This is a genomic window from Bradyrhizobium sp. SZCCHNRI1009 (genome assembly GCF_032487575.1).
Taxonomy (GTDB): Bacteria; Pseudomonadota; Alphaproteobacteria; order Rhizobiales; family Xanthobacteraceae; genus Bradyrhizobium.
The window spans coordinates 613,783-635,200 of sequence record NZ_JAUEUL010000002.1 but is presented as its reverse complement, the minus strand read 5'-3'; the positions used below and the strand labels follow the sequence as shown (position 1 = coordinate 635,200).

At 65.6% G+C, this 21,418-nt stretch carries 20 protein-coding genes; 10 read left to right on the top strand and 10 right to left on the bottom strand.

From position 1 onward, the window contains the following. Positions 1 to 321: 321 nt before the first annotated feature. Positions 322 to 1,284: a DnaJ C-terminal domain-containing protein gene (locus QX010_RS06510; RefSeq protein ID WP_315802309.1), complete on the bottom strand. Its 963-nt coding sequence runs from the start codon at positions 1,282 to 1,284 to the stop codon at positions 322 to 324. A 112-nt stretch (positions 1,285 to 1,396) separates the two neighbouring features. After that, positions 1,397 to 1,801 (bottom strand): RT0821/Lpp0805 family surface protein, encoded by a 405-nt coding sequence (locus QX010_RS06505; protein ID WP_315802308.1) that lies wholly within the window; start codon positions 1,799 to 1,801, stop codon positions 1,397 to 1,399. Positions 1,802 to 1,926: 125 nt separating this feature from the next. Between QX010_RS06505 and pdxH the strand changes: the two genes are divergently transcribed. Together pdxH and QX010_RS06495 are read left to right on the top strand one after the other, a co-directional pair. Then, the gene (gene pdxH / locus QX010_RS06500; protein ID WP_316178352.1) at positions 1,927 to 2,577 is read left to right on the top strand and encodes a pyridoxamine 5'-phosphate oxidase; all 651 of its coding nucleotides are present in this window, start codon (positions 1,927 to 1,929) and stop codon (positions 2,575 to 2,577) included. Positions 2,578 to 2,718: 141 nt separating this feature from the next. Further along, positions 2,719 to 3,471 (top strand): SDR family oxidoreductase, encoded by a 753-nt coding sequence (locus tag QX010_RS06495; RefSeq protein ID WP_315802306.1) that lies wholly within the window; start codon positions 2,719 to 2,721, stop codon positions 3,469 to 3,471. A gap of 245 nt (positions 3,472 to 3,716) precedes the next feature. Here the strand turns inward: QX010_RS06495 and QX010_RS06490 are convergent, their stop codons facing one another. Then, entirely contained in the window at positions 3,717 to 4,037 is a 321-nt protein-coding gene (locus QX010_RS06490) for a hypothetical protein (RefSeq protein ID WP_409997915.1), read from the bottom strand. A 313-nt stretch (positions 4,038 to 4,350) separates the two neighbouring features. After that, positions 4,351 to 5,328 (bottom strand): magnesium transporter CorA family protein, encoded by a 978-nt coding sequence (locus tag QX010_RS06485; RefSeq protein ID WP_315802305.1) that lies wholly within the window; start codon positions 5,326 to 5,328, stop codon positions 4,351 to 4,353. 344 nt (positions 5,329 to 5,672) lie between these two features. On the opposite strand from QX010_RS06485, the gene QX010_RS06480 reads away from it, so the two are divergent. After that, on the top strand, positions 5,673 to 6,353 hold the full coding sequence (locus QX010_RS06480) for a L,D-transpeptidase (protein ID WP_315802304.1): 681 nt from the start codon (positions 5,673 to 5,675) through the stop codon (positions 6,351 to 6,353). 94 nt (positions 6,354 to 6,447) lie between these two features. On the opposite strand, the gene QX010_RS06475 is transcribed toward QX010_RS06480, so the two are convergent. Beyond that, positions 6,448 to 7,917, bottom strand: coding sequence for an extensin family protein (locus tag QX010_RS06475; protein WP_316178348.1), 1,470 nt, complete (start codon positions 7,915 to 7,917; stop codon positions 6,448 to 6,450). Between QX010_RS06475 and QX010_RS06470 the strand changes: the two genes are divergently transcribed. The 4 genes from QX010_RS06470 (at position 7,864) to QX010_RS06455 (ending at position 13,199) form a co-directional block, all read left to right on the top strand. Further along, entirely contained in the window at positions 7,864 to 9,492 is a 1,629-nt protein-coding gene (locus QX010_RS06470) for a fatty-acid--CoA ligase (protein WP_315802302.1), read from the top strand. The two genes, QX010_RS06475 and QX010_RS06470, sit on opposite strands and share 54 nt — an antisense overlap. A 165-nt stretch (positions 9,493 to 9,657) precedes the next feature. Next, the gene (locus QX010_RS06465) at positions 9,658 to 10,863 is read left to right on the top strand and encodes an ABC transporter substrate-binding protein (RefSeq protein WP_315802301.1); all 1,206 of its coding nucleotides are present in this window, start codon (positions 9,658 to 9,660) and stop codon (positions 10,861 to 10,863) included. Between the two features lie 118 nt (positions 10,864 to 10,981). After that, a complete protein-coding gene (locus QX010_RS06460; protein WP_410051463.1) occupies positions 10,982 to 12,205 on the top strand; it encodes an MFS transporter in 1,224 nt (407 codons plus the stop codon). A 133-nt stretch (positions 12,206 to 12,338) separates the two neighbouring features. Then, positions 12,339 to 13,199 (top strand): DUF1499 domain-containing protein, encoded by an 861-nt coding sequence (locus tag QX010_RS06455; protein WP_315802299.1) that lies wholly within the window; start codon positions 12,339 to 12,341, stop codon positions 13,197 to 13,199. An 86-nt stretch (positions 13,200 to 13,285) separates the two neighbouring features. On the opposite strand, the gene QX010_RS06450 is transcribed toward QX010_RS06455, so the two are convergent. The 3 genes from QX010_RS06450 to ribB all read right to left on the bottom strand — a co-directional run bounded on the left by QX010_RS06450 (position 13,286) and on the right by ribB (position 16,747). Beyond that, positions 13,286 to 14,200 carry an MBL fold metallo-hydrolase gene (locus tag QX010_RS06450; protein ID WP_315802298.1) on the bottom strand — a complete coding sequence of 305 codons (915 nt, stop codon included), beginning with the start codon at positions 14,198 to 14,200 and terminating at the stop codon, positions 13,286 to 13,288. Between the two features lie 191 nt (positions 14,201 to 14,391). Beyond that, positions 14,392 to 15,606: an acyl-CoA dehydrogenase gene (locus QX010_RS06445; RefSeq protein WP_315802297.1), complete on the bottom strand. Its 1,215-nt coding sequence runs from the start codon at positions 15,604 to 15,606 to the stop codon at positions 14,392 to 14,394. Between the two features lie 64 nt (positions 15,607 to 15,670). Next, positions 15,671 to 16,747 carry a 3,4-dihydroxy-2-butanone-4-phosphate synthase gene (gene ribB / locus QX010_RS06440; protein WP_316178342.1) on the bottom strand — a complete coding sequence of 359 codons (1,077 nt, stop codon included), beginning with the start codon at positions 16,745 to 16,747 and terminating at the stop codon, positions 15,671 to 15,673. A gap of 175 nt (positions 16,748 to 16,922) precedes the next feature. Here ribB and QX010_RS06435 point away from each other — a divergent pair, with 175 nt between their 5' ends. Next, positions 16,923 to 18,161 carry a PLP-dependent aminotransferase family protein gene (locus tag QX010_RS06435; protein WP_316178340.1) on the top strand — a complete coding sequence of 413 codons (1,239 nt, stop codon included), beginning with the start codon at positions 16,923 to 16,925 and terminating at the stop codon, positions 18,159 to 18,161. Positions 18,162 to 18,173: 12 nt separating this feature from the next. On the opposite strand, the gene QX010_RS06430 is transcribed toward QX010_RS06435, so the two are convergent. Further along, positions 18,174 to 19,454 carry an amidohydrolase/deacetylase family metallohydrolase gene (locus QX010_RS06430; RefSeq protein WP_316178338.1) on the bottom strand — a complete coding sequence of 427 codons (1,281 nt, stop codon included), beginning with the start codon at positions 19,452 to 19,454 and terminating at the stop codon, positions 18,174 to 18,176. Positions 19,455 to 19,629: 175 nt separating this feature from the next. Here QX010_RS06430 and QX010_RS06425 point away from each other — a divergent pair, with 175 nt between their 5' ends. Both QX010_RS06425 and QX010_RS06420 read left to right on the top strand, forming a co-directional pair. Further along, positions 19,630 to 20,076, top strand: coding sequence for a hypothetical protein (locus QX010_RS06425; RefSeq protein WP_315802293.1), 447 nt, complete (start codon positions 19,630 to 19,632; stop codon positions 20,074 to 20,076). A gap of 144 nt (positions 20,077 to 20,220) precedes the next feature. After that, entirely contained in the window at positions 20,221 to 20,448 is a 228-nt protein-coding gene (locus QX010_RS06420; protein WP_315802292.1) for a hypothetical protein, read from the top strand. A gap of 91 nt (positions 20,449 to 20,539) precedes the next feature. Here the strand turns inward: QX010_RS06420 and QX010_RS06415 are convergent, their stop codons facing one another. Next, positions 20,540 to 21,361, bottom strand: a complete 822-nt coding sequence (locus tag QX010_RS06415) for an aldo/keto reductase (protein ID WP_315802291.1) — start codon at positions 21,359 to 21,361, stop codon at positions 20,540 to 20,542. Positions 21,362 to 21,418 lie beyond the last annotated feature (57 nt).

Genomic DNA, 21,418 nt, shown 5'->3' with positions numbered 1-21,418 from the left:
GCCGTGATCAGAAGCGTTTGCAGGATGGCCGCAAACGCTGCGCGAGACGGTACTGATCCCCGCCTCGCCCAGGCGGGAGACACGCCAAGGTCGGCGCCGCAATTCGGTCACCGGAAATCTGGAATCAGGTCACCGGCACGTCTCAATATAGCGCCAAATGTTCACGAAAAAATGAGGAGTGTTCGATCCGCCGATCGACACGGAAGCGGCCTCGATCGGGGTTTTGTACCGCGCTGGTCCCCCTTTCGAGGCCGCACTTTTTCTCTCAGCTTTCCAGCTCGCCCCCTCAACTTTAAGCCGAGTGGCCTACAACGCGCAACCTCAGGAGAGGTTGCTGCGCGGATTGTAGGGATGGCGGTCGCGCCATTTGGTCATCAGGGCTTCGAGCTCGGCATCGTTGCCGTCGGGCAGCACGATCCGGGTGGTGACGAACAGATCGCCGACCGAGCCATCGCTCTTGGGCAGGCCCTTGCCCTTGAGCCGGAAGGTGCGGCCGCTGGAGGTGTTCTTCGGGATCGACAGCTCGACCGCGCTGCCGAGCGTCGGCGCCCTCACCTTGGCGCCCAGGACCGCCTCGTAAAGCGTGATCGGCAGATCGAGCCTGAGGTCGCTGCCCTCGACCTTGAAGAACGGATGCGGCGCGATCTGGATCGTGATCAGGAGATCACCTGGCCGGTGTCCGGGCGCGCTCTCGCCCTGCCCCTTCAGCCTGATCTGCTGGCCGGCGGTGACGCCAGCGGGGACCTTGACGTTGAGCTCCTTGCCCGACGGCAGCCGAACGCGCTTCTCGCCGCCCTTCACGGACTCCTCGAGCGAGACCGACATCGCAACCTTCAGATCGAGGTCGAGGCCGACGCCGCCGGTGTCGAACTCGAACGAGCCGCCGCCGCCACGTGCACCGCGCGGGCCAGCGCCGCCGAACATGCTGTTCAGGATGTCCTCGAATCCGCCACCGCCAAAGCCGCCACCCGGCCCGCCGCCGCTGCGGAAGGTATAATTCTCGAATCCGCCCCCCGGCCCGCCGCGGCCGGCGCCGCCGCCAGGGAAGCCCTGGAAGCGCGGCTTGCCTTCGGCGTCGATCTCCCCGCGATCGAACTGCTTGCGCTTCTCCTCGTCGCCCAGGATCTCGTTGGCCGAATTGATCTCGGCAAACCGCGCCGATGCCTTCGGATCATCCTTGTTGCTGTCGGGATGGTGCTTCTTGGCGAGCTTGCGATAGGCGCTCTTGATGGCCGCAGCGCTGGCGCTTCGCGGCACCCCCAAGACCTCATAGGGGTCGCGCATCCGTCACGTCTCCTTACAGAAAGTCAGATACTAACCTATGGGCTCCCCGCCCGCTTCGCATTTCATCTGGGGAGTCCGTTGTATTTTTGCAACGGGTTCCTGATGGTCCCGGCTAGCTTTGCTGCCAGGGTTTGAGCGTCTGGATGTCCCAGCGCCCACGCTCGATACGGCACGCCGAGCCCTGCAGCCAGCGCTCCGTCTTGCCGTTGACGTAGCTCGCGAGGAAATCGCGGCACGTGCGGCCGTTGTCGGCCGTGTAGGACTTGGCGATCGGCGTCACCGAGCCGCGAGCGCCGGTCTGCGGATTCTGCCAGGGCTGGCTGGAATCCTTGCTCCCCCTGGTCAGCACGTCCGACGCGGCGTTGCGGGCAAAAGCGAGATCGGCTTCGGTCGGCTCGCGCTCGGGCGGCGGGCTGACCGCGCCGGTGATCTCCGCATCGTCCATCTTGGCAAAGGCCGTTTCAGGGCGAGACAGGCTGCAGCCGCCGCCGGACAGGCCGATTAGAATGAGTGTCAAAGCGGTGCCGGCATGACCGATCGCGGATAGGCCAAGTCGGACCGATGCCCTATATAGGACCGGACCCGGATGGACTTGCGCGCGCTTGGCCGCGGGTGAACGCAAAACTCGGACTCCCCAAAGACATGACCGACCCCACGAGCATCAAACACCAGACAACCTTAACATCCGGTACATCGGCCGATTTTACCCAGGCCGGCGAGCCGTTTGCGCTGTTTGCGGCGTGGTTTGCCGAAGCCGGCAAGAGCGAGCCGAACGATCCGAATGCGATGGCGCTGGCAACGGTCGACGAGAGCGGGCTGCCTGACGTGCGCATGGTGCTGATGAAGGGCTATGACGAGGACGGCTTCGTCTTCTACAGCCACAAGGCCAGCCAGAAGGGCCGCGAGCTCGCCGCCAATCCGAAGGCCGCGCTGCTGTTTCACTGGAAGTCGCTGCGCCGCCAGGTCCGCATCCGCGGCCTCGTGACGCCGGTGACCGACGAAGAGGCCGACGCCTATTTCGCGACCCGGCCGAAGCAGGCGCAGCTGGGCGCCTGGGCCAGCAAGCAGTCGCAGCCGCTGGAGAGCCGCTTCGCGTTCGAGCAGGCGATCGCCAAGGTCGCCGCGCAATACATCATCGGCGAGGTGCCGCGCCCGCCAGGATGGAGCGGCTGGCGCATCACACCCGTCAGCATGGAGTTCTGGCACGACCGGCCGTTCCGCCTGCACGACCGCATCGAATTCCGCCGCGACGCCGCCGACCAGCCGTGGACCAAGGTGCGGATGTATCCGTGAGACATCGCCGAGCGCGCCAGCGCCCGGCTGCCGGCGTCTGATGCCTTGTCGGACGAATCGCCCGCGCGTGCGTGAATCGAGCGTCGCACCTGCAACCATTGTGGTAAGTTGATCCGTCCGGGATCGTGAGAGACCCAGTTCATGCCGACTCCTTCGAACCAGCCGCGGCGCACGATGCTGCTGACCGGCGCCAGCCGCGGCATCGGTCATGCCACCGTCATCCGATTCTCCTCCGCCGGCTGGCGCGTCATCACCTGCTCGCGGCATCCCTTCCCCGAGGAATGTCCGTGGGGCGCAGGTCCCGAAGACCACATCCAGGTCGACCTTGCCGATCCCGAGGACACGCTGCGGGCGATCGAGGAGGTCAAACAGCGCATGGACAGTGGCGAGCTGCATGCGCTGGTGAACAACGCCGCGATCTCGCCGAAGGGCGCCGGCGGCGCCCGGCTCGGCACCGTCGACACCGACCTCGACACCTGGAATCACGTCTTCCGCGTCAACTTCTTCGCGCCGATCATGATGGCGCGCGGCCTGATCAAGGAGCTGAAGGCGGCCAAGGGCTCCGTCGTCAACGTCACCTCGATCGCCGGCTCGCGCGTGCATCCCTTCGCCGGCGCGGCCTACGCGACCTCCAAGGCGGCGCTGGCCGCGCTGACCCGCGAGATGGCGTCGGATTTCGGCCGCGTCGGCGTCCGCGTCAACTCGATCGCGCCGGGCGAGATCGACACCTCGATCCTGTCGCCGGGCACCGAGAAGATCGTGCAGGAGCAGATCCCGATGCAGCGCCTCGGCACCCCCGACGAGGTCGCCAAGATCATCTATGTGCTGTGCACGGAGACCAGCTCCTACGTGAACGGCGCCGAGATCCACATCAACGGCGGCCAGCACGTCTGAGACCGTCGCCGCGGAGGGGCCTGCCCGTCTCCGGTTTGGTTCACGGCGGATTGCCGCGCGCGGCAAGTTCCAGATGGCCGTGCGAAGCGGCGATTAACACCGTTTCCGAAGATCGATTCGGCCGCCACAAACAAAACAGCGCTCCCGGAGGGAGCGCTGTTCAAGGGATGACATCGGCTGCTGAATTTCCGATCGTGGACTTTCGGGCGGCATTGCCGGGATACCGCTCGGCCGAGAACAGTCGTTCAGCCTTCGCACACCAGGCCACGAAGGATCTGCGCGGCGCGCCAGCGCAGGCGGTCGGACTCGACGTTGAGGGCGCTGGAGCAATCATCCTCGCGCTCGTCGTCATCGAGCTCGGCGCCGCAATAGCGGCAGGTGCGCGGCGACAGCGCATGGGCCACGACGATGTCGGCGCGGCTGCGTTGATAGTTGGCCAGCTCGATCACGTTGTTCGATGCCGTTATGCGTTTCTCAACCATTGCCGCCTCTTGGATAAGGCGCGATGAACGCGCCCTCGAGCTCTGCCTTGCATGCCACGCGCCGAGACGCTCGTAGTCGGTCATGCTCACGAGCAGATTTATCGCAGAGAAGTTTCGATCAAACGTTCAGGGTTCCCGTCAAATTTTACCTGAGGAATTGGGGCGGCTTTGCAGCGGCGTTGCGGCTGGCCTAACAAGTATTTCTGTTATGCGTTGCACGTTGCCGCTTGTGACACTTGCAGTGCATAGCGACTATCAGTCGGCGGCACGCGACCAACGAACATGTCGCCCACGCAGCTAACAACGGGGCACGAATGAGGCGCTGCGGATGGCGCTTTGCCGCAGCCTTCGCGCGGGCGAGCGGCCTGGGGCGGCCGGCGATTCCAGCTCGGCTGCGCTACAGCCACTTCTTCAATTTGAAGATGTAGTACGGCACGATCGCACAGATCAGCATCAGCACCAACGCCATCGGATAGCCGTGCACCCATTCGAGCTCCGGCATCATCTTGAAGTTCATGCCGTAGATCGATGCGATCAAGGTCGGCGGCATCAGGACCACCGCCATCACCGAGAACAGCTTGATGATGTTGTTCTGCTCGAGGTTGACGACGCCGAGCATCGCATCCAGCACGAAGGTGATCTTGCTCGCGAGGTAGGACGCGTGGTCGGTCAGCGAGGCGACGTCGCGCTGCATGGTCTTGAGCTGCTCGCGCATGTCCTTCGACCACTTCACGCCTTCGACCACCGCAGACAGGAAGGTGACGAGGCGGCCGATCGACACCAGGCTCTCACGCACCTTCGAGGTCAGGTCGCCCTTGCGCCCGATCGCGATCAGAATCTGCGAATATTGCTTGGCGTGTCCGTGACGCTCATTGTTCGGCTCGAAGATCTCGTGGCTGACCTGATCGATATCAGCCCCGACCTTCTCGAGAATGTCGGCGCAGCGGTCGATCACGGCGTCGAGCAGCTCCATCAGCACCATCTCGCCGGTGATCCCGGGCGCACAGTTGCGGGCGAGCTTGGCCTCCACCACCGCGAACGGGCGCGGCTGGTCGTAACGCACCGTCACCAGGCGGTGGCCCGCCAGGATGAAGGTGACTGCCGTGGTCCTCGGCATATCGGAGTCCGAGTGACACATCAGCGTGGCCGTCATGTAGCGGGCCCCGTTCTCGATGTAGAGACGGCTCGAGATCTCGATCTCCTGCATGTCCTCGCGGGTCGGCACCGCGATCCCGGCCAGCTTTTCCACGGCCCGGTCCTCGGCGCTGCTCGGGTTCACGAGGTCGACCCAGACCGCATTGTCGGGCAGAGCCGCGGGATCGGTGATCGCCAGCTTCTTCAGCGCGGCTTCGGACGGAACGAACACCGAGAACATGGACAAAACTCCGAATCGCGAAACGTGAATTTTCGGGGACGTAGCGGCGGGATGCTGCCGCCTTGTGACGCAGCTTGCCGGCCCGGTCCATGGGCTTTCTCGCGAAGGCCATGGTCTCAAGGGCAACGCCCCGGGAGAGAGACGATCGTGCCATTCGGAGCACAGCTGTGGATGACTGCCCGCATTTTTGCGGCAAAAAAGCAACAATCGCGGCGCTGCAGCGTGACCTGTGCGTGTATCGGCTGGAATTGAGAACGATTTTGACGATAATGGGACATGTGGAATCGCGCTGCAGTGGCGCGGCCGTACCATTGCAACGTCAGCTGTCAATTGGAATTGGTGACATGTCGCTGAAGGTGAAACTCGGACTCCTGGCCGCCGGCCTGATGCTGTCGGGCTGCATGCAGGCCACGACGTACGAGGCGACCAACACGCAGGCCTTCAAGCCGAAGGACAAGGAGCTTCTCGCGAAGATCCGCTACACCAACACGCCGGTGGCCGAGCCCTATCGGCGCGCGATCGTCGAGTATCACCGCAAGGAAGCCCCGGGCTCGATCGTCGTCGATTCCGACAGCCACTACCTCTATTACGTCCTCGATGGCGGCAAGGCGATTCGCTACGGCATCACCGTCGGCGAAGAGGCGATGGCGTGGTCGGGCATCGCGAAGGTCGGCGCCATGACCGAATGGCCGGCCTGGCATCCGACCAAGGGCGAGATCGAGCGCCTGGGCGTTCCGACCTTCGTCGCTCCGGGTCCCGACAATCCGATGGGCTCGCGCGCGATGTACCTCTATGCCAACGGCAAGGACACGCTGTTCCGCATCCACGGCACCAACCAGCCGGAATATATCGGCGCCTCGATCTCCTCGGGCTGCATTCGCCTGACGAACGAGGACGCGATCGATCTCTATAACCGCGTGAAGGTCGGCACCATCGTCGTGGTGCTGGATCCGAAGAAGGGTGATTCGCCCTACAAGCCGCAGATGGCGCTGCAGGGCGGCGGCACCTTCGCTGCGATGCAGTGAGCCCCGGCTGAAGCCGGTACGATATTCAAAAGCCGAGAAGCGCGTTTAGCAGCCTTTCCAAGGCGCCGGTCACCCGGCGCCTTTTTGTTTGGGGCTAGAACAATCCGCGGAACGGATCCCAGCCACGCCGGCCGTGATGGCGCTTCCGTGGAGCCGGCTTCGATGGCGAAGCCCGTTCCCCACTTGAGCTGTTCAGGGCGCGCTGGTCCCGCCCGGCTGTATTCCGTGCCTTGTCGGACGCTACGGTCGGCGCGCGCGTCTCTGCGGCGACGCGTCCGGACTTTTGCTGTTCAGGCGCAGACTTCGACGCGGTCTGCCGATTGCGGACCGTTCCGGCGGGCTTTGCGGCCGGAGGCTGCGCTTCCGTATCGGCCCGTCCGGAGCGGTCGTCAGCAGAAGGGCTCTGCGCGGTGGCCGGCGGCTCGGCCTTCTCGTCGGTACCGGCGCGACCGCTGCTGTTGTGTTCGGCGTCGGTGCTCGCGGTCTTCCGGACATTTTCGGTGCCAGCCTGCGCGGTCTCGCGTGACGGCGCGTCGTCGGGCCTGGCGGCGGGCATCAGGGGCGCGACCTTCGGCAGCGGGTCGAGCACGTCCCATTGGCAGATGCGGTAGTTGTTGCGGCGTTCGATCAGGTCGAGATGAATGTGGTCCTCGTGGTACCAATCCGAATCGGGGCCGAGCACCGTGGAGAAATGAGTGCAGACCGCGTGCAGCACGGACTCGCGCAAATCGCGCGGCTGATTTCGGTCGGTGAGATCGATCATGCGGCCGTCGGCCAGCTTGAAGCCGTGGACGTCCAGCGCATTGGCACGGCCGTGCTCCGATAGCTGCGCGCCGCTGACATTGTTGCGGCCGCGGCACTGATAGGAATCGAAATTGTCGAGCGCAGTGACCGCGCTGCCGAGCCGTTCGGCCAGCGGCGCCACATCGTTGCGCACCCAGTTGACGACCGCGGTCGCCATCGGACAACGCATGGTCGCCGCGGGCGTCAGCGCCACCCTGCGCTTGTCAGGCAGCACCACCGCCTCCAGCCGCACCAGGTCCTCGCCGCCGCAGCCCCCGGGCCCCTTGATCGGCGGAATCGATGGCGCGATCGCGACCTCTTCGGTCAGGGCCAGCCTGCAGGCCGAAGGCGGCGGCGGGGCTTGGGCATCCACCTTTGGACCGGCGCTGGCCGCGTCGCGCGGAGCGGCATCCTCCCCCTTGGCCGCTGCCCGCGCCGGCGCATCGGCAGGCCGCGGCTGCGGAAGCGGCACCTTGGCAACACCGTCGGCCAGCTTCGCTGCGGCCTCGGCGGCCGTGGGCAGGCTGCGATGCGCCGATTTCGCGGCCGCCGCCGGCGCCGCCATGAGCCAGCTCAATGCGATCGCCACGGCCACAGCGCTAACCATCACGCCCGGCGCGACGTCGTGGCCATCACAAGCCCATTTGCGTCGGGTGCGGCGCGCGCTAAAATTGACCAAAGAGACCAAAAGACCCTCGCTGCAAGCGAATACCGGAGGAACGACCTGATGCTTGGTTTGATGCAAGACTGGCCCCTGCTTTGTCACCGGATCATCGAGCATGCGGCGACAATCCACGGCTCCCAGGAGGTCGTGACCCGCTCGGTCGAGGGCCCCATCGTTCGCACCACCTATCGGCAAATCCACGACCGCGCTCTCAAGGTCTCGCAGAAGCTGACGCGCGACGGCATCAAGCTGGGCGACCGCGTCGCCACCATCGCCTGGAATACCGGCCGTCATCTCGAGGTCTGGTACGGCATCATGGGAGTCGGCGCGATCTGTCACACGGTCAATCCGCGCCTGTTTCCCGAGCAGATCGGCTGGATCATCAACCATGCCCAGGACCGCATCGTCATCACCGATCTGACGTTCGTGCCAATCCTCGAGAAGCTCGCCGACAAGCTGCCGAGCGTCGAGCGCTACATCGTGCTGACCGACGCCGCGCACATGCCGCAGACGACGCTCAAGAACGCCGTCGCCTACGAATCGTGGATCGGCGAGGCCGACGGCGATTTCGCCTGGGGCACCTTCGACGAGAACACCGCAGCCGCGATGTGCTACACGTCCGGCACCACGGGCGATCCGAAAGGTGTGCTGTATTCGCATCGATCCAACGTGCTGCATGCGTTGATGGCCAATAGCCGGGATTCACTCGGTACGTCCGCAGCAGACACAATGCTTCCGGTGGTTCCGCTGTTCCATGCCAACAGCTGGGGCATTGCCTTCTCCGCTCCCTCGATGGGCACCAAGCTGGTGATGCCCGGCCCCAAGCTCGACGGCGCGTCCGTCTACGAGCTGCTCGACACCGAGAAGGTGACCTACACCGCCGGCGTGCCGACGGTGTGGCTGATGCTGCTGCAGCACATGCAGGCGCATAACCTCAAACTGCCGCATCTGAAGATGGTGGTGTGCGGCGGCTCGGCGATGCCGCGCTCGATGATCCAGGCCTTCCTCGACATGGGTATCGGCGTGCGCCATGCCTGGGGCATGACCGAGATGAGCCCGATCGGCACGCTCGCTACCCTGAAGCCGCCGTTCCTCGCCGCCGACGGCGACGCCAAGCTCGACGTGCTGCAGACCCAGGGCTTCCCGCCGTTCGGCGTCGAGATGAAGATCACCGACGATGCCGGCACCGAGTTGCCGTGGGACGGCAAGACCTTCGGCCGGCTCAAGGTGTCCGGGCCCGCGGTGTCGAAGGCCTACTACAAGGTCGACAGCAACATCCTCGACGATGAAGGCTTCTTCGACACCGGCGACGTCGCAACCGTCGACGAGCATGGCTACATGCGCATCACCGACCGCTCCAAGGACGTCATCAAGTCCGGCGGCGAATGGATCTCCTCGATCGACCTGGAGAATCTCGCGGTCGGCCATCCCGCGGTCGCCGAGGCTGCCGTCATCGGCGTCTATCATCCGAAATGGGATGAGCGCCCGCTGCTGATCGTGCAATTGAAGCCCGGCCAGACGACGACGCGCGAGGACATCCTGAAATACATGGAGGGCAAGATCGCCAAATGGTGGATGCCCGATGACGTCGCCTTCGTCGACGGCATTCCGCACACGGCAACGGGCAAGATCCTGAAGACCGCGCTGCGCGACCAGTTCAAGAGCTACCGCTTCCCCAACGCCGCAGCTTAGCAACAACTCCCGTTCCGCGCGAGACTCACGGCCCCTGCGCCCCCGCGGGGGCCGTTTGCGTTCCGCGCAAAAAGTTCCATCGCCCTCGCCTCGACCAAAGGCGAATAGGAAGCCCATGGGCGGGTTCCTAAGGTCCGGCACCATAAAAAACGAGGGAACGCCACCATGCGAAAATCAATCCGCCTGCTGCCCTGGCTGCTGGGAGCATCACTGGTCGCCACGGCCGCTCATGCCGCCGGCAACAAGGTCGTGATCGGCGACATCGACGACATGTCCGGGCTCTATGCCGACGTGATCGGGCCGGGCGGCGTCGAGGCTGCAAAGATGGCGATCGAGGATTTCGGCGGCAGCGTGCTCGGCAACAAGATCGAGTTCATGGAGAGCGATCATCAGAACAAGCCGGACGTCGGCGCCCAGAAATTGCGCGAGTGGGCCGATCGCGACGGCGTCACCATGATCCTCGGCGGCTCCAACACGGGGGTCAGCCTCGCGATGGCCACCGCCGCCAAGGAGAAGAAAATACCGTTCATCGCGATCGGTGCCGCCGGCGCCTCGCTGACGGGCAAGGACTGCACGCCCTACACCGTCCACTACGCCTACGATACGACGTCGCTCGCCAACGGCACCGCCAAGACCATGGTCAGCCAGGGCGGCAAGAGCTGGTTCTTCCTGACCGCCGACTACGCCTTCGGCACCCAGTTGCAGGAAGCCGCGTCCAAGGTGGTCGAGGCCAATGGCGGCAAGGTGGTCGGAGCGGTCCGCGTGCCGCTCTCGACCTCGGACTTCTCCAGCTATCTGCTGCAGGCGCAGGGCTCGGGCGCGCAGGTTCTGGGCCTCGCCAATGCCGGCAACGACTTCACGAACTCGATCAAGGCCGCGGATGAATTCGGCATCGCCAAGACGATGAAGCCGGCGGCGCTGCTCGCCTTCATCAGCGACATCCACAGTCTCGGCCTGAAGACCGCGCAAGGTCTCTATCTCACCACCGGCTGGTATTGGGATCTCAACGACAAGACCCGCGCCTTCGCCAAGCGCTACTTCGAAAAGACCAAGCGCGAGCCGACCATGAACCAGGCCGCCTACTACTCGGCGACGACGACCTATCTCAACGCCGTGAAGGCGGCCGGCACCACCGACTCCGACAAGGTCATGGACCAGCTGCGCAAGATGAAGATCGACGACATGTTCACGTCGAACGGCAAGATCCGCGCCGACGGCCTGATGGAGCACGAGATGTACATCATGCAGGTCAAGAAGCCGGAGGAGTCGAAGTACCCCTGGGACTACTACAAGCTGATCCAGACGATGTCGGGCGAGGAGGCGTTCGGCAAGCTCGCCGACTCGGCCTGCCCGCTGGTGCATGGGCACTGAGCATCCGGCGCAGCCTGACCAAGGAAGCCGCGGCCCCTCCCTTTCGGCGGGGCCGTGGCGCTTGTGCCGCTGCGGCTTTGACGTGGCGCAAGATGGCAGTCTCGGCCGCATCTAGAAGATGGGCATGGGTTCAAGAGCGCGCGTCCCGGCTTCCACGACATGGCGCGACGTACCGTCGACGGTGCTGACGCTCGGGCTGGTGTCGCTGCTGATGGACATCTCCTCGGAGCTGATCCACGCGCTGCTGCCGGTCTTCCTCGCCACCGTGGTCGGCGCCTCCACGGTGACCATTGGCCTGATCGAAGGCGTGTCCGAGGCTACCGCCGCAATCACCAAGGTGTTCTCCGGCGCACTGTCCGACCGCATCGGCAAGCGCAAGCTGCTGGTCGCAATCGGCTATGGGCTGGCGGCATTGACCAAGCCGGTGTTTCCGCTCGCCGGCACATCCTGGCAGATCCTCGCCGCGCGCTTCGTCGACCGCATCGGCAAGGGCATCCGCGAGGCGCCGCGCGACGCACTGATCGCCGACGTCACGCCGGAAGGCATCCGCGGCGCGAGCTACGGCCTGCGCCAGGCGCTCGACACGATCGGCGCCTTTGCCGGCCCCCTCCTCGCAGTGGCGCTGATGGCGCTCTATGCCAACGACTTCCGGGCGGTGTTCTGGTGGTCGGCGCTGCCGGCCACGCTTGCCGTGCTGCTGATCCTGTTCGGCGTGCGCGAGCCGGTGGAGACAGCGCCTGCGCCGCACCCCGGCTGGCCGGTCCATGCGCGCGAGCTGCGCCGGCTGCCATCAGCCTACTGGATCGTGGTCGCCATCGGCGCGGTGTTCGCGTTGGCCCGCTTCAGCGAGGCGTTCCTGGTGCTCAAGGCGCAGGCCGACGGCCTCGCTCTCTCCCTCATCCCGTTGGTCTACGTGCTGATGAACCTGATCTATGCCGGCGTCGCCATGCCCGCCGGCATCCTCTCCGACCGCATCGGCCGCAACAACGTGCTGACCTGCGGCCTCGTGGTGCTGACAGCCGCCGACCTGACGCTGGCCTTCGTGCCCGGCCTGATCGGCACCGCGATCGGCGTCGCGCTGTGGGGCCTCTACCTCGGGCTGTCGCAGGGGCTGTTGTCGGCGATGGTCGCCGATACCGCCCCGCCGGACCTGCGCGGCACCGCGTTCGGCCTGTTCAACCTTGTGACCGGCGCTGCGCTGCTGGTCGCGAGCCTGCTGGCGGGATGGCTGTGGCAAGCCTATGGGTCGCAGGCGACGTTCGCGACCGGCGCGGCATTCTCCGTTGCAACCATCCTGTTGATGCTGACGGCCTTGCGCGCCCGCCCCATCCCAAGCGCCTGACGCAGTCAACGGATCAACCGCCCTCTCCGGGCCAGACCCCTCTTGAATTTAGCCCCTCCGCGTGGTCTCACACGGATGACCCGGCCGCCCGGCGCAACGCAGGCAGCGGCCCAACCCGGCAGTTCCTGACACGATGGCACGCAGGTTTCACGCCCCCTATCTGTCGGAGCCCATCTCCAGCCTCGCGACCTGGACCCGCAATCTGGCGGTGTTCTCGGTCGTCGCCGTGCTGGTCTCGATCCTGATCCTGCGCTTCGATTTTCTGGAGATGAAGCCGGCGCTGGCGACGTTCTTCGGAGCGCTGGGGCTTGCCGTCCTGTCGATCCTGCTCGGGCTCGCGGCCTTCGTCGCGATCTGGCGCAACGGCAGCCGCGGCATGAGCCGGATCCTGCTCGCCTTCATGATCGATGCCGTGGTGCTGGCCTATCCGGCCTACCTCGCGCTCCAGTACCGCAAGCTGCCGAAGATCTACGACATCACCACCGACCCGATCGATCCGCCGCGCTTCGAGGCCTTGGCGCCGCTGCGCAACGGCGACGGCACCAACACGGCCGTGTATGCCGGGCTGTATTCAGCCGAGCAGCAGCAGAAATTCTATCCGGACATCGAGCCGGTGCAGATCGAGCTGCCGCCCGATCGTGCCTATGCGATCGCGCTGAAGCTGGTCAACCGGCGCAAATGGTTCGTGGTCGACGAGCGCGCGCCGCAGCCGCCGCGCCGCGTCGGCCGCATCGAGGCGGTCGCACGCACGCCGATCATGGGCTTTCGCGAGGACATCTCGATCCGGATCCAGCCCGACGGCGAGGATTCCCGCGTCGACGTCCGCTCCGCCTCGCGCTATTTCGAGTCAGATATCGGCAGCAACGCCGCGCGCGTGACCAAGCTGATCGAGGATCTCTCCAGCGCCGGCGAGGCCGAGGCGCAGAAGCCGGTGAAGAAGGTGACGCCGCCGCCCATGGCAGCGAAGGGGAATGCGAAGACGGTGAAGAAGTGAGAGGCGAATAGGGATTACCGAACAGGGAGAACGTCGAGCACGACCGTGCTTCCTTGCCTCCTCCCTACTCCCTCTTCGCCTATTCGCTACACCAGCCGATACGTCCCGCCGATCACCGGATCACCTTCCGTCGCGACCACGCCGCGGGCGACGAGGTCTTCCAGATGCGCCAGCACGGAATAGCCGGCCGCCGTGGTGAGCCGCGGATCGATGCCGATATAGATCGCGCGCACCATGGTCGGGATGTCGGCCTCGCCCTTGGCGAGGCGATGCAGGATCGAGGCTTCGCGCGCCTGGCGATGGCGCATCAGGAAGCGCGTGTAGCGCGGTCCCTCCGGAATTTCCGGTCCGTGGCCTGAGAAATACAGCTCCTCGGGCCGCGCGGCGAGCCGCTCCAGCGAAGCCATGTAGTCGACCATCGAACCGTCGGGCGGCGCCACGATCGAGGTGGCCCAGCCCATCACGTGATCGCCGACGAAGGTGGTGCTACGCGCGCCCCAGGCGAAGGCGAGATGGTTGGCGGTATGACCGGGTGTCGCCAGCGCCTCGAGCTGCCAGCCCTGCCCCTCGATCACGTCACCATCGGCAACGGTGACATCGGGCGCGAAGTCCCGATCGACGCCGGATTCCGGGCTGTGCTTCTCGCTCTCGTAGCGCGGCCGCGACGCGCGATGCGGGCCCTCGGCATAGACGGTGGCGCCGGTCGCGGCCTTGAGCCGGCCGGTGTTCGGCGAGTGATCGCGGTGGGTGTGCGTCACCAGGATGTGCGTGACGGTCTCGCCTCTGACGGCATCGAGCAGCGCCTGCGCATGGGCCTCGTTGTCCGGACCCGGATCGATGATCGCGACGTTACCGGTGCCCACGATGTAGCTGACGGTACCGGTGAAGGTGAACGGGCTCGGATTGTTGCAGAGGACGCGGCGAATGCCCGGACGCACCTCCTCGACGACTCCAGCTGCAAGCGGGAAGTTGCGGTTGAATGGGACGTCTTCCTCGGCCATCTGCTGCCCTTAACTCTGCGCGGGCGCTTGAATGGCCCGCTTCCTCCGGCGTCATGCCCCGCGCAGGCGGGGCATCCGGTACGCCCTGGCATATCGGCTGATCACTCTCGTCTCGGCATACTGGATCGTCCGCTTGCGCGGACGATGACAGTCGAGGACTCAGGGCCCGTCCCCAAGATCGACCAGGCGAATTAGAAGAACGCCTGGATGCCGGTGATGGCGCGGCCGAGGATCAGCGCGTGGACGTCGTGCGTGCCCTCGTAGGTATTGACCGTCTCGAGGTTGGCGACGTGGCGCATCACCTGATACTCGATCGAAATGCCGTTGCCGCCGTGCATGTCGCGGGCGACGCGGGCGATGTCGAGCGCCTTGCCGCAATTGTTGCGCTTGACGATCGAGATCATCTCAGGCGCCATCTTGCCCTCGTCCATCAGCCGGCCGACGCGCAAGCTTGCCTGCAGGCCAAGCGCGATCTCCGTCTCCATGTCCGCAAGCTTCTTCTGCACCAGTTGCGTGGCGGCCAGCGGACGGCCGAACTGCTTGCGGTCGAGCGTGTACTGGCGGGCGCGATGCATGCAGTCCTCGGCGGCGCCGAGCACGCCCCAGGAGATGCCGTAGCGGGCGCGATTGAGGCAGCCGAACGGCCCCTTCAGGCCGGACACGTTCGGCAGCAGCGCGCTCTCCGGCACCACCACGCCGTCCATCACCACCTCGCCGGTGATCGAGGCACGCAACGAGAGCTTGCCGCCGATCTTCGGCGCCGACAGCCCCTTCATGCCCTTCTCGAGGATGAAGCCACGGATCTGGTTGTCATGCGCGGCCGACTTCGCCCACACCACGAACACGTCGGCGATCGGCGCGTTCGAGATCCACATCTTGCTGCCGGTCAGGCGGTAGCCGTCGGCGACCTTCTCGGCGCGGGTCTTCATGCCGGCCGGATCGGAGCCGGCATCCGGCTCGGTGAGGCCGAAACAGCCGACCCATTCGCCGCTGGCGAGCTTCGGCAGGTACTTCTTGCGCTGGCTCTCGTCGCCATAGGCGTAGATCGGATACATCACCAGCGAGGACTGCACCGAGTTCATCGAGCGGTAGCCGGAATCGACGCGCTCGATCTCGCGTGCCACGAGGCCATAGGCGACGTAGCTCGCATTGGCGCAGCCATATTCCTCCGGCAAGGTGATGCCGATCAGGCCGAGCTCGCCCATCTCGTTGAAGATCTCGCGATCGGTCTTCTCGTCGAGATAGGCCTTGGTCACGCGCGGCAGCAGCTTGTCCTGGGCATAGGCGCGCGCGGTGTCACGCACCATGCGCTCGTCCTCGGTCAACTGCTCGTCCAGCAGGAAGGGATCGTCCCACTGGAAGCTCGACTGGGCCGGCTTGTCCTTTGCCTGAGGGCGCGCGCTCATGAATGGTCCTTTCGCGTCTCGCTGCGCACGGGTCGCAGCAGTCTAGAGGTTAAATCCTGGAAGTTCAGCCTTCAAGCCGCTCGTTGGCGACGATCTCGATGCCGAAACCCGACAGGCCCTTGTAGTCATGCGCTGACGACGTCAGGTTCCGGATCGAGGTCACGCCGAGATCACGCAGGATCTGCGCACCGACGCCGACCTCGCGCCACTGCCGATGGCGATCGGCCTCCGCGGTATGCGGCTCTTCGACCGGCTCGACGGGAACGCCGGCCGCGCCGTCGCGCAGATAGATCAGCACGCCGCGACCGGCCTGCTTGAAGTGCTGCAGCACCGCCTGGATACGCTGCGGGCCTGCGATCAGATCCTTCACGATGTTGGGCTTGTGCAGCCGCGTCAGCACGTTCCTGCCGTCGCCGATGCCGTTGTAGACGAACGCGGCGTGGGTGATCGGATCGAACGGCGAGCGGTAGGCGAAGCCCTGCAGCGGCCCGATCGGGCTGTCGGTCGTGAACGTCGACACCCGCTCGATCAGCTTCTCGCGCGCCTGCCGGTAGGAGATGAGATCGGCGATGGTGACATGCTTGAGATTGTGGGCCGCGGCGAAACGAACGACCTGCTCGCCCTTCATGACCGTGCCGTCATCGTTCATCAACTCGGAGATGACGCCGACCGGCGGCAGCCCCGAGAGCTTGCAGAGATCGACCGCCGCCTCGGTGTGGCCCGAGCGCAGCAGCACGCCGCCGTCGCGCGCGATCAGCGGGAAGATATGGCCTGGCCGCGCAAAATCATTGGCGCCGGCATTGGGATTGGCGAGCGCGCGACAGCAGGAGGCACGCTCCTCGGCCGAGATTCCGGTGCCACCGTCCGGCTTGTAGTCGATCGAGACGGTGAACGCCGTGGTGTGATTGGAATCATTGTGCGCGACCATCGGGTCGAGCCGTAGCCGCCGCGCGTCGTCGGCCGTGATCGGCGCGCAGACGATGCCGGAGGTATGGCGAATGATGAACGCCATCTTGTCGGGCGTGCAGAGCGAGGCGGCGACAATGAGATCGCCCTCGCCCTCGCGGTCGTCGTCATCGGTCACGACGACCATCTCGCCCTTGGCGAAGGCGTACAGAACTTCCTGGATCGAGTCGGCCATTGCAAGTCTCGCTGCTTTTCCGGGCTGCTTTAGCCGGGATCGCAGGCGCGCGCCAGAGCGGCGGAACCGCCGCGCGAAGGTCGCCTTCCCCGGGAAAAGGACCTGCCCTGCCAGGACAAGCGCCCTGGTATCTGTTTAAAGTCGCCTCAAATCGAGAACAAGGGAGCCGCGCCTCATGGCCGCATTCGATTTTGCACCCCTCCTCAGCCCCGGCCTGCCCGCGCCGGCCGCGCGCTGGACGGGACTCGCAAAATACAGCTTCGTCGGTGGCAACAACGACGCCGACGCCGTGCCCGTGGAGGGCTTGCGCGCGGCTGCCGACGCCGTGCTCGCCCGCGAGGGACGCGCGCTCGCCACCTACGGCCTCGCGCACGGGCCTCAAGGCTACCGGCCGCTGCGGGACTTTCTTGCCGCCAAGCTGACGCGCGACGCGGGCATGTCGGCGCGCGCCGACGACATCATGATCCTGTCCGGCTCGCTGCAGGGCCTCGACCTCGTCAACCAGGCGCTGCTGACGCGCGGCGACACCGTGCTGGTCGAGCAGGACAATTACCAGGGCACGCTGGCGCGGCTGGCGCGACTGGGCGTCAAGGTCATCGGCATCCCGCTCGACCAGGACGGCATGCGAACCGATGCGCTGGCGACGGTGCTGGCCGATCTGAAGGATCGCGGCATCCGGCCGAAATACATCTATACCATTCCGACGGTGCAGAACCCGACCGGCACCATCATGCCGGAAAGCCGCCGTGCCGAGCTGCTGTGGCTGTCGCGCGCCTATGGCGTGCCGGTGTTCGAGGACGACTGCTACGCCGACCTGATCTGGGAGGGCAAACGGCCCCGTGCGATCCACGGCATGTCCGATCATGGCGGCGTGATCCACCTCGGCTCGTTCTCGAAATCGGTCGCGCCCGCGCTGCGGGTCGGCTTCCTGGTCGCGCCCTGGGAGATCATGTCGGTGCTGCTGGCCCTCAAGACCGATGCCGGCTCGGGCGCGCTGGAACAGATGGTGCTAGCGGAATATTGCAGGCCGCATTTCGCGACCCACGTGCCGCAGTTGGTGCGGGGCCTGCGCGCCAAGCTGGACACCCTGATCGAGGCGCTCAACGCGGAGTTCGGCACCTCCGCCGAGTTCGCGCCACCCAAGGGCGGGATCTTCCTCTGGGTCAAGCTGCCGGACCAGGTTGACGCGATGAAGCTGTCACAGGCAGCGCTCAAACGCGGCGTCTCGATCAATCCGGGACCGGAATGGTCCACCGACGCCGCGCATGCGCGGAGCCGCCTGCGGCTGTGCTTCGCCAGCCCCTCGCATCAGGAGATCCGCGAGGGCATCGCAGTGCTCGCCGATGTCTGCCGGGAGGAGTTCGGCGTGCCGCTCCGCTCGTCCAATGTGGAGCGGACGCGCGCGATCGAGTGATTTGCGCGCCGCTCACCGCACCGAAAAGGGCGACTGATAGGGCCGCCCGAACGGCACGCCATTGATCACCGTCTGCACCGGCTTGAGCTGCAGCTTGCCGTCGCGCTTGTTGCCGCGGGTATCGACGAAGCTGACGGGACCCTCGACCAGGTCCATGATTGCAACGTCGGCCGGCGCGCCGACCTGCAACGTGCCGATCTTCGGCGCACGGTTGATGATCTTGGCCGGCACAGAGGTGGCCATGCTCACCACCTGCTCCAACGAAAATCCCATCGCGATGAATTTCGCCATCACGTTGGGCAGGAACGGCATGCCCGGACTGTTGCCGGAGAACACATGGATGTCGGAGGAGATGGTGTCCGGGCCGCAGCCGCCGGGGATTGCGACTTCGGCCACGGTGAAATCGAAGCTGCCGCCGCCGTGGCCGACATCGAACAGCACGCCGCGCTGCTTGGCGGCGAGCGCCGCGGGCAGCAGCTTGCCGTCCTGGACGATGTTGGTGAAGGCGCCGCCCATATTCGGCGCGCCGGAATAGGCATGGGTCAGGATGTCGCCGGGGCGCAGCAGGTCAAGGATCTGTGACATCAGCTCGCCGGTCTCGACGCCGCCGATATGCACCATCATCCGCGCCGGCCAGCCGCACAGCTCGCACGCCTTGATAGCGCGCTTCAACGGCTCGAGCCCGTGCTTGAAGATCACGTTCTCCGACATCCGCACCTTGACCCCGAGCAGGAAGTCCGGGTTCTCGGCCAGCGCCATGGCACAGGCGTCGACCTGGGCGTTGTCGATGTTGTAGAGCTCGGCCACAGGGAACGCCGACAGGCCGTTGTTGGCGATGTGGACGAAGGCGTAGATGCGGGCGCGCGACTGGGCGGCGATGAAGCGGCGCAACGCCGCAAGATTGTTGACGCCGGCGTCGCCGGCCGAGACGACCGTCGTGGTGCCCTGGAATTGCACCAGTTCGTCCGGGGGAATCCCGATCGCCGAACCATAGGGGTAGACGTGACTGTGGAGGTCGATCAGGCCCGGCGTCACCAGCCGGCCGTTGGCGTCGATCGACCGCAGCGTCCGCTCGGCCGGTATCTCGGGCTCGACCGCTTCGACGACGCCCCAGCGGATCCCGATGTCGCGCCTGCCTCGGAGCGACTGGCTGGGATCGATCACGTCGCCGCCCTTGATCACCAGATCGAACTTGTCGGCCGGCCCCATCGCGGCGCCGGCGGGACCCGATAGCGCGGCCATGGCGGCCGCTCCGGACGACAGCAGGAATTTGCGGCGCGACAGCGCAGACATGGTCAGCCTCCCCACGCTTGTTTGTAGTTGCGGGGAGCATGCGCCTTGTCCCCCTCGCCATCAAGGTCGGCCCGGAAAGAATGAGACTTTGTGCCAACGATCTCGGCGCAGGTCTGTCGTTGCGCCGTTGACGCAGTGCATTAAGATGTCACGGCAGTCATCCCCGCGAGACCGCATGATTTCGATCTCCCGCCCTCTCATCGCAATCGTCCTCTGCGCATCATCAGCGTCTGCCGCCCGGGCCGACGACACCGTCGAGGTCGCCCGGACCTGGGGCCTGATCGGAACCTGGGCCGCCGACTGCAGCGCACCGCCGGTCAAGGGCCGCGGCGCCATCATCTCCTACGAAGTCACTGACGATCGTCACCTGATCTATCGTCGTGACCACGATCCGTCCGACGTCAACCAGGTGGCGAGCGCACGCGTCGAGGCGGACCAGACGCTGGTGCTCTCGATCGTGCTGCCCAAAGCGCGCCAGACGCGAGAGAACGGGATCACCCGGACCGCCGACGGCAACATCCGCTCCGTGTTCAATCGCGGCGAGGACGACAGCTACACCATTCGTGACGGCCGCTTCGTTGCCAACGGCAAGCCGACGCCAGCGCTCAGGAAATGCGACTGACGCGGCGGGCTCGAGGGGGCGCCGCGATTCGCCCGCGAGCTTGAAGACCAAATCTGAACGTGCATTCAGCAACTTCGTGGAAGTTCCTGCGGAACGTTCTTTCACACTTCAAGTTGATCCCGCACTTTCATTCTGGAGGACAACATGAAGAAAATCGCTCTCGCGCTCGCTTCCCTGGCGGTCGTCGCGCTCGCGGCACCGTCGATCGCCAATGCCGAGACCGTGGTCATCAAGCGTGGCGGCCATCACTACCACCACGGCTGGGATCGGTCCCGCGCCGAATACCGCATGCATCGTGAGTACCGGCCTCACCGTTATGTCCGGCCCTTCCACCGCCATCACGATCGCACCGTGATCATCCGGCGCGACTGATCTGCAACTTCGGCACAGCAATGGCCCCGCAAGGGGCCATTTTCTGTGGCGTTCGTTCTGACGCCCGTTCTTGCAGGGCTTCGCGTGGTCGTCAGCGGTCCCAGTCCGGCGCAAAGGCCGGATTGACGAAGCGCTTGTCCTTCGGGAGGGACGCGATGGTGGCGCGATCCTCATCGTCGAGTTGAAGCTTCATCGCATCCCAGTTCGCACGCTGACTTTCCGGGCGCGCTGCCTTGGGGATCGCCGCCACCCCATCCTGGTCCAACAGCCATTTCAGCGCGACCTGGGCGGCGCTGGCGCCATGCTTCCTGCCGATGGCCCCAAGCGTCTCGTCGGCGGCGGCCCGTCCCTGCGCCAGCGGGCAATAGGCCACCAGGGGAATCGAGCGGCCCGCCATGTAGGCCATCAGCTTCGACTGGTCGAGCATCACATGATATTCGACCTGATTGCAGGCGACAGGTGCCTGGATCTCCTCGACCGCCTGCTTCAGCAGCGCGACGGTGAAGTTGGCGACGCCGATCGCGCGCGTGCGCCCCTCCTCCTTCAGCTTCAGCAGCGTCTCCAGGGCGGCGGGCAGGTTCATCCCCTTGGCCGGCCAGTGGATGAGATAGAGATCGACGAACTCCAGCCGGAGCTTCTTGAGGCTCGTGTCGAAGGCACGGCGGATCGCATCCGGCGCGAGGTTCTCCGGCCAGACCTTGGTGGTGACATGCAATTCGGCGCGCGGCAGATTGGTCGCCGCAAGTGCAGCACCGATCGCGTCCTCGTTGGCGTACATCTCGGCGGTGTCGATGTGGCGGTACCCGAGCGCAAGCGCGCTCTCGACGGCCTCGCGGCAGACGGTGCCCTGCATGCGAAAGGTGCCGAGCCCGAGCTTGGGCAGGCGGATACCCTGGGTGTCGATGGCGTTCATGAAATCTCCTGGAATCGCGCGAGCCGCTCGCCAGCGAGCGCCGGCGGCAGCCTCGAA

What these genes read in the sequence shown, in the direction of transcription:
- ribB (WP_316178342.1), bottom strand. Translation starts at nt 16,747, where the DNA reads ATGGCCGACTCGATCCAGGAAGTTCTGTACGCCTTCGCCAAGGGCGAG.
- pdxH (WP_316178352.1), top strand. Translation starts at nt 1,927, where the DNA reads ATGACCGACCCCACGAGCATCAAACACCAGACAACCTTAACATCCGGT.
- QX010_RS06415 (WP_315802291.1), bottom strand. Translation starts at nt 21,361, where the DNA reads ATGAACGCCATCGACACCCAGGGTATCCGCCTGCCCAAGCTCGGGCTC.
- QX010_RS06420 (WP_315802292.1), top strand. Translation starts at nt 20,221, where the DNA reads ATGAAGAAAATCGCTCTCGCGCTCGCTTCCCTGGCGGTCGTCGCGCTC.
- QX010_RS06435 (WP_316178340.1), top strand. Translation starts at nt 16,923, where the DNA reads ATGGCCGCATTCGATTTTGCACCCCTCCTCAGCCCCGGCCTGCCCGCG.
- QX010_RS06425 (WP_315802293.1), top strand. Translation starts at nt 19,630, where the DNA reads ATGATTTCGATCTCCCGCCCTCTCATCGCAATCGTCCTCTGCGCATCA.
- QX010_RS06450 (WP_315802298.1), bottom strand. Translation starts at nt 14,200, where the DNA reads ATGGCCGAGGAAGACGTCCCATTCAACCGCAACTTCCCGCTTGCAGCT.
- QX010_RS06430 (WP_316178338.1), bottom strand. Translation starts at nt 19,454, where the DNA reads ATGTCTGCGCTGTCGCGCCGCAAATTCCTGCTGTCGTCCGGAGCGGCC.
- QX010_RS06455 (WP_315802299.1), top strand. Translation starts at nt 12,339, where the DNA reads ATGGCACGCAGGTTTCACGCCCCCTATCTGTCGGAGCCCATCTCCAGC.
- QX010_RS06485 (WP_315802305.1), bottom strand. Translation starts at nt 5,328, where the DNA reads ATGTTCTCGGTGTTCGTTCCGTCCGAAGCCGCGCTGAAGAAGCTGGCG.
- QX010_RS06510 (WP_315802309.1), bottom strand. Translation starts at nt 1,284, where the DNA reads ATGCGCGACCCCTATGAGGTCTTGGGGGTGCCGCGAAGCGCCAGCGCT.
- QX010_RS06460 (WP_410051463.1), top strand. Translation starts at nt 10,982, where the DNA reads ATGGGCATGGGTTCAAGAGCGCGCGTCCCGGCTTCCACGACATGGCGC.
- QX010_RS06495 (WP_315802306.1), top strand. Translation starts at nt 2,719, where the DNA reads ATGCCGACTCCTTCGAACCAGCCGCGGCGCACGATGCTGCTGACCGGC.
- QX010_RS06480 (WP_315802304.1), top strand. Translation starts at nt 5,673, where the DNA reads ATGTCGCTGAAGGTGAAACTCGGACTCCTGGCCGCCGGCCTGATGCTG.
- QX010_RS06465 (WP_315802301.1), top strand. Translation starts at nt 9,658, where the DNA reads ATGCGAAAATCAATCCGCCTGCTGCCCTGGCTGCTGGGAGCATCACTG.
- QX010_RS06475 (WP_316178348.1), bottom strand. Translation starts at nt 7,917, where the DNA reads ATGCTCGATGATCCGGTGACAAAGCAGGGGCCAGTCTTGCATCAAACC.
- QX010_RS06470 (WP_315802302.1), top strand. Translation starts at nt 7,864, where the DNA reads ATGCTTGGTTTGATGCAAGACTGGCCCCTGCTTTGTCACCGGATCATC.
- QX010_RS06490 (WP_409997915.1), bottom strand. Translation starts at nt 4,037, where the DNA reads ATGACCGACTACGAGCGTCTCGGCGCGTGGCATGCAAGGCAGAGCTCG.
- QX010_RS06445 (WP_315802297.1), bottom strand. Translation starts at nt 15,606, where the DNA reads ATGAGCGCGCGCCCTCAGGCAAAGGACAAGCCGGCCCAGTCGAGCTTC.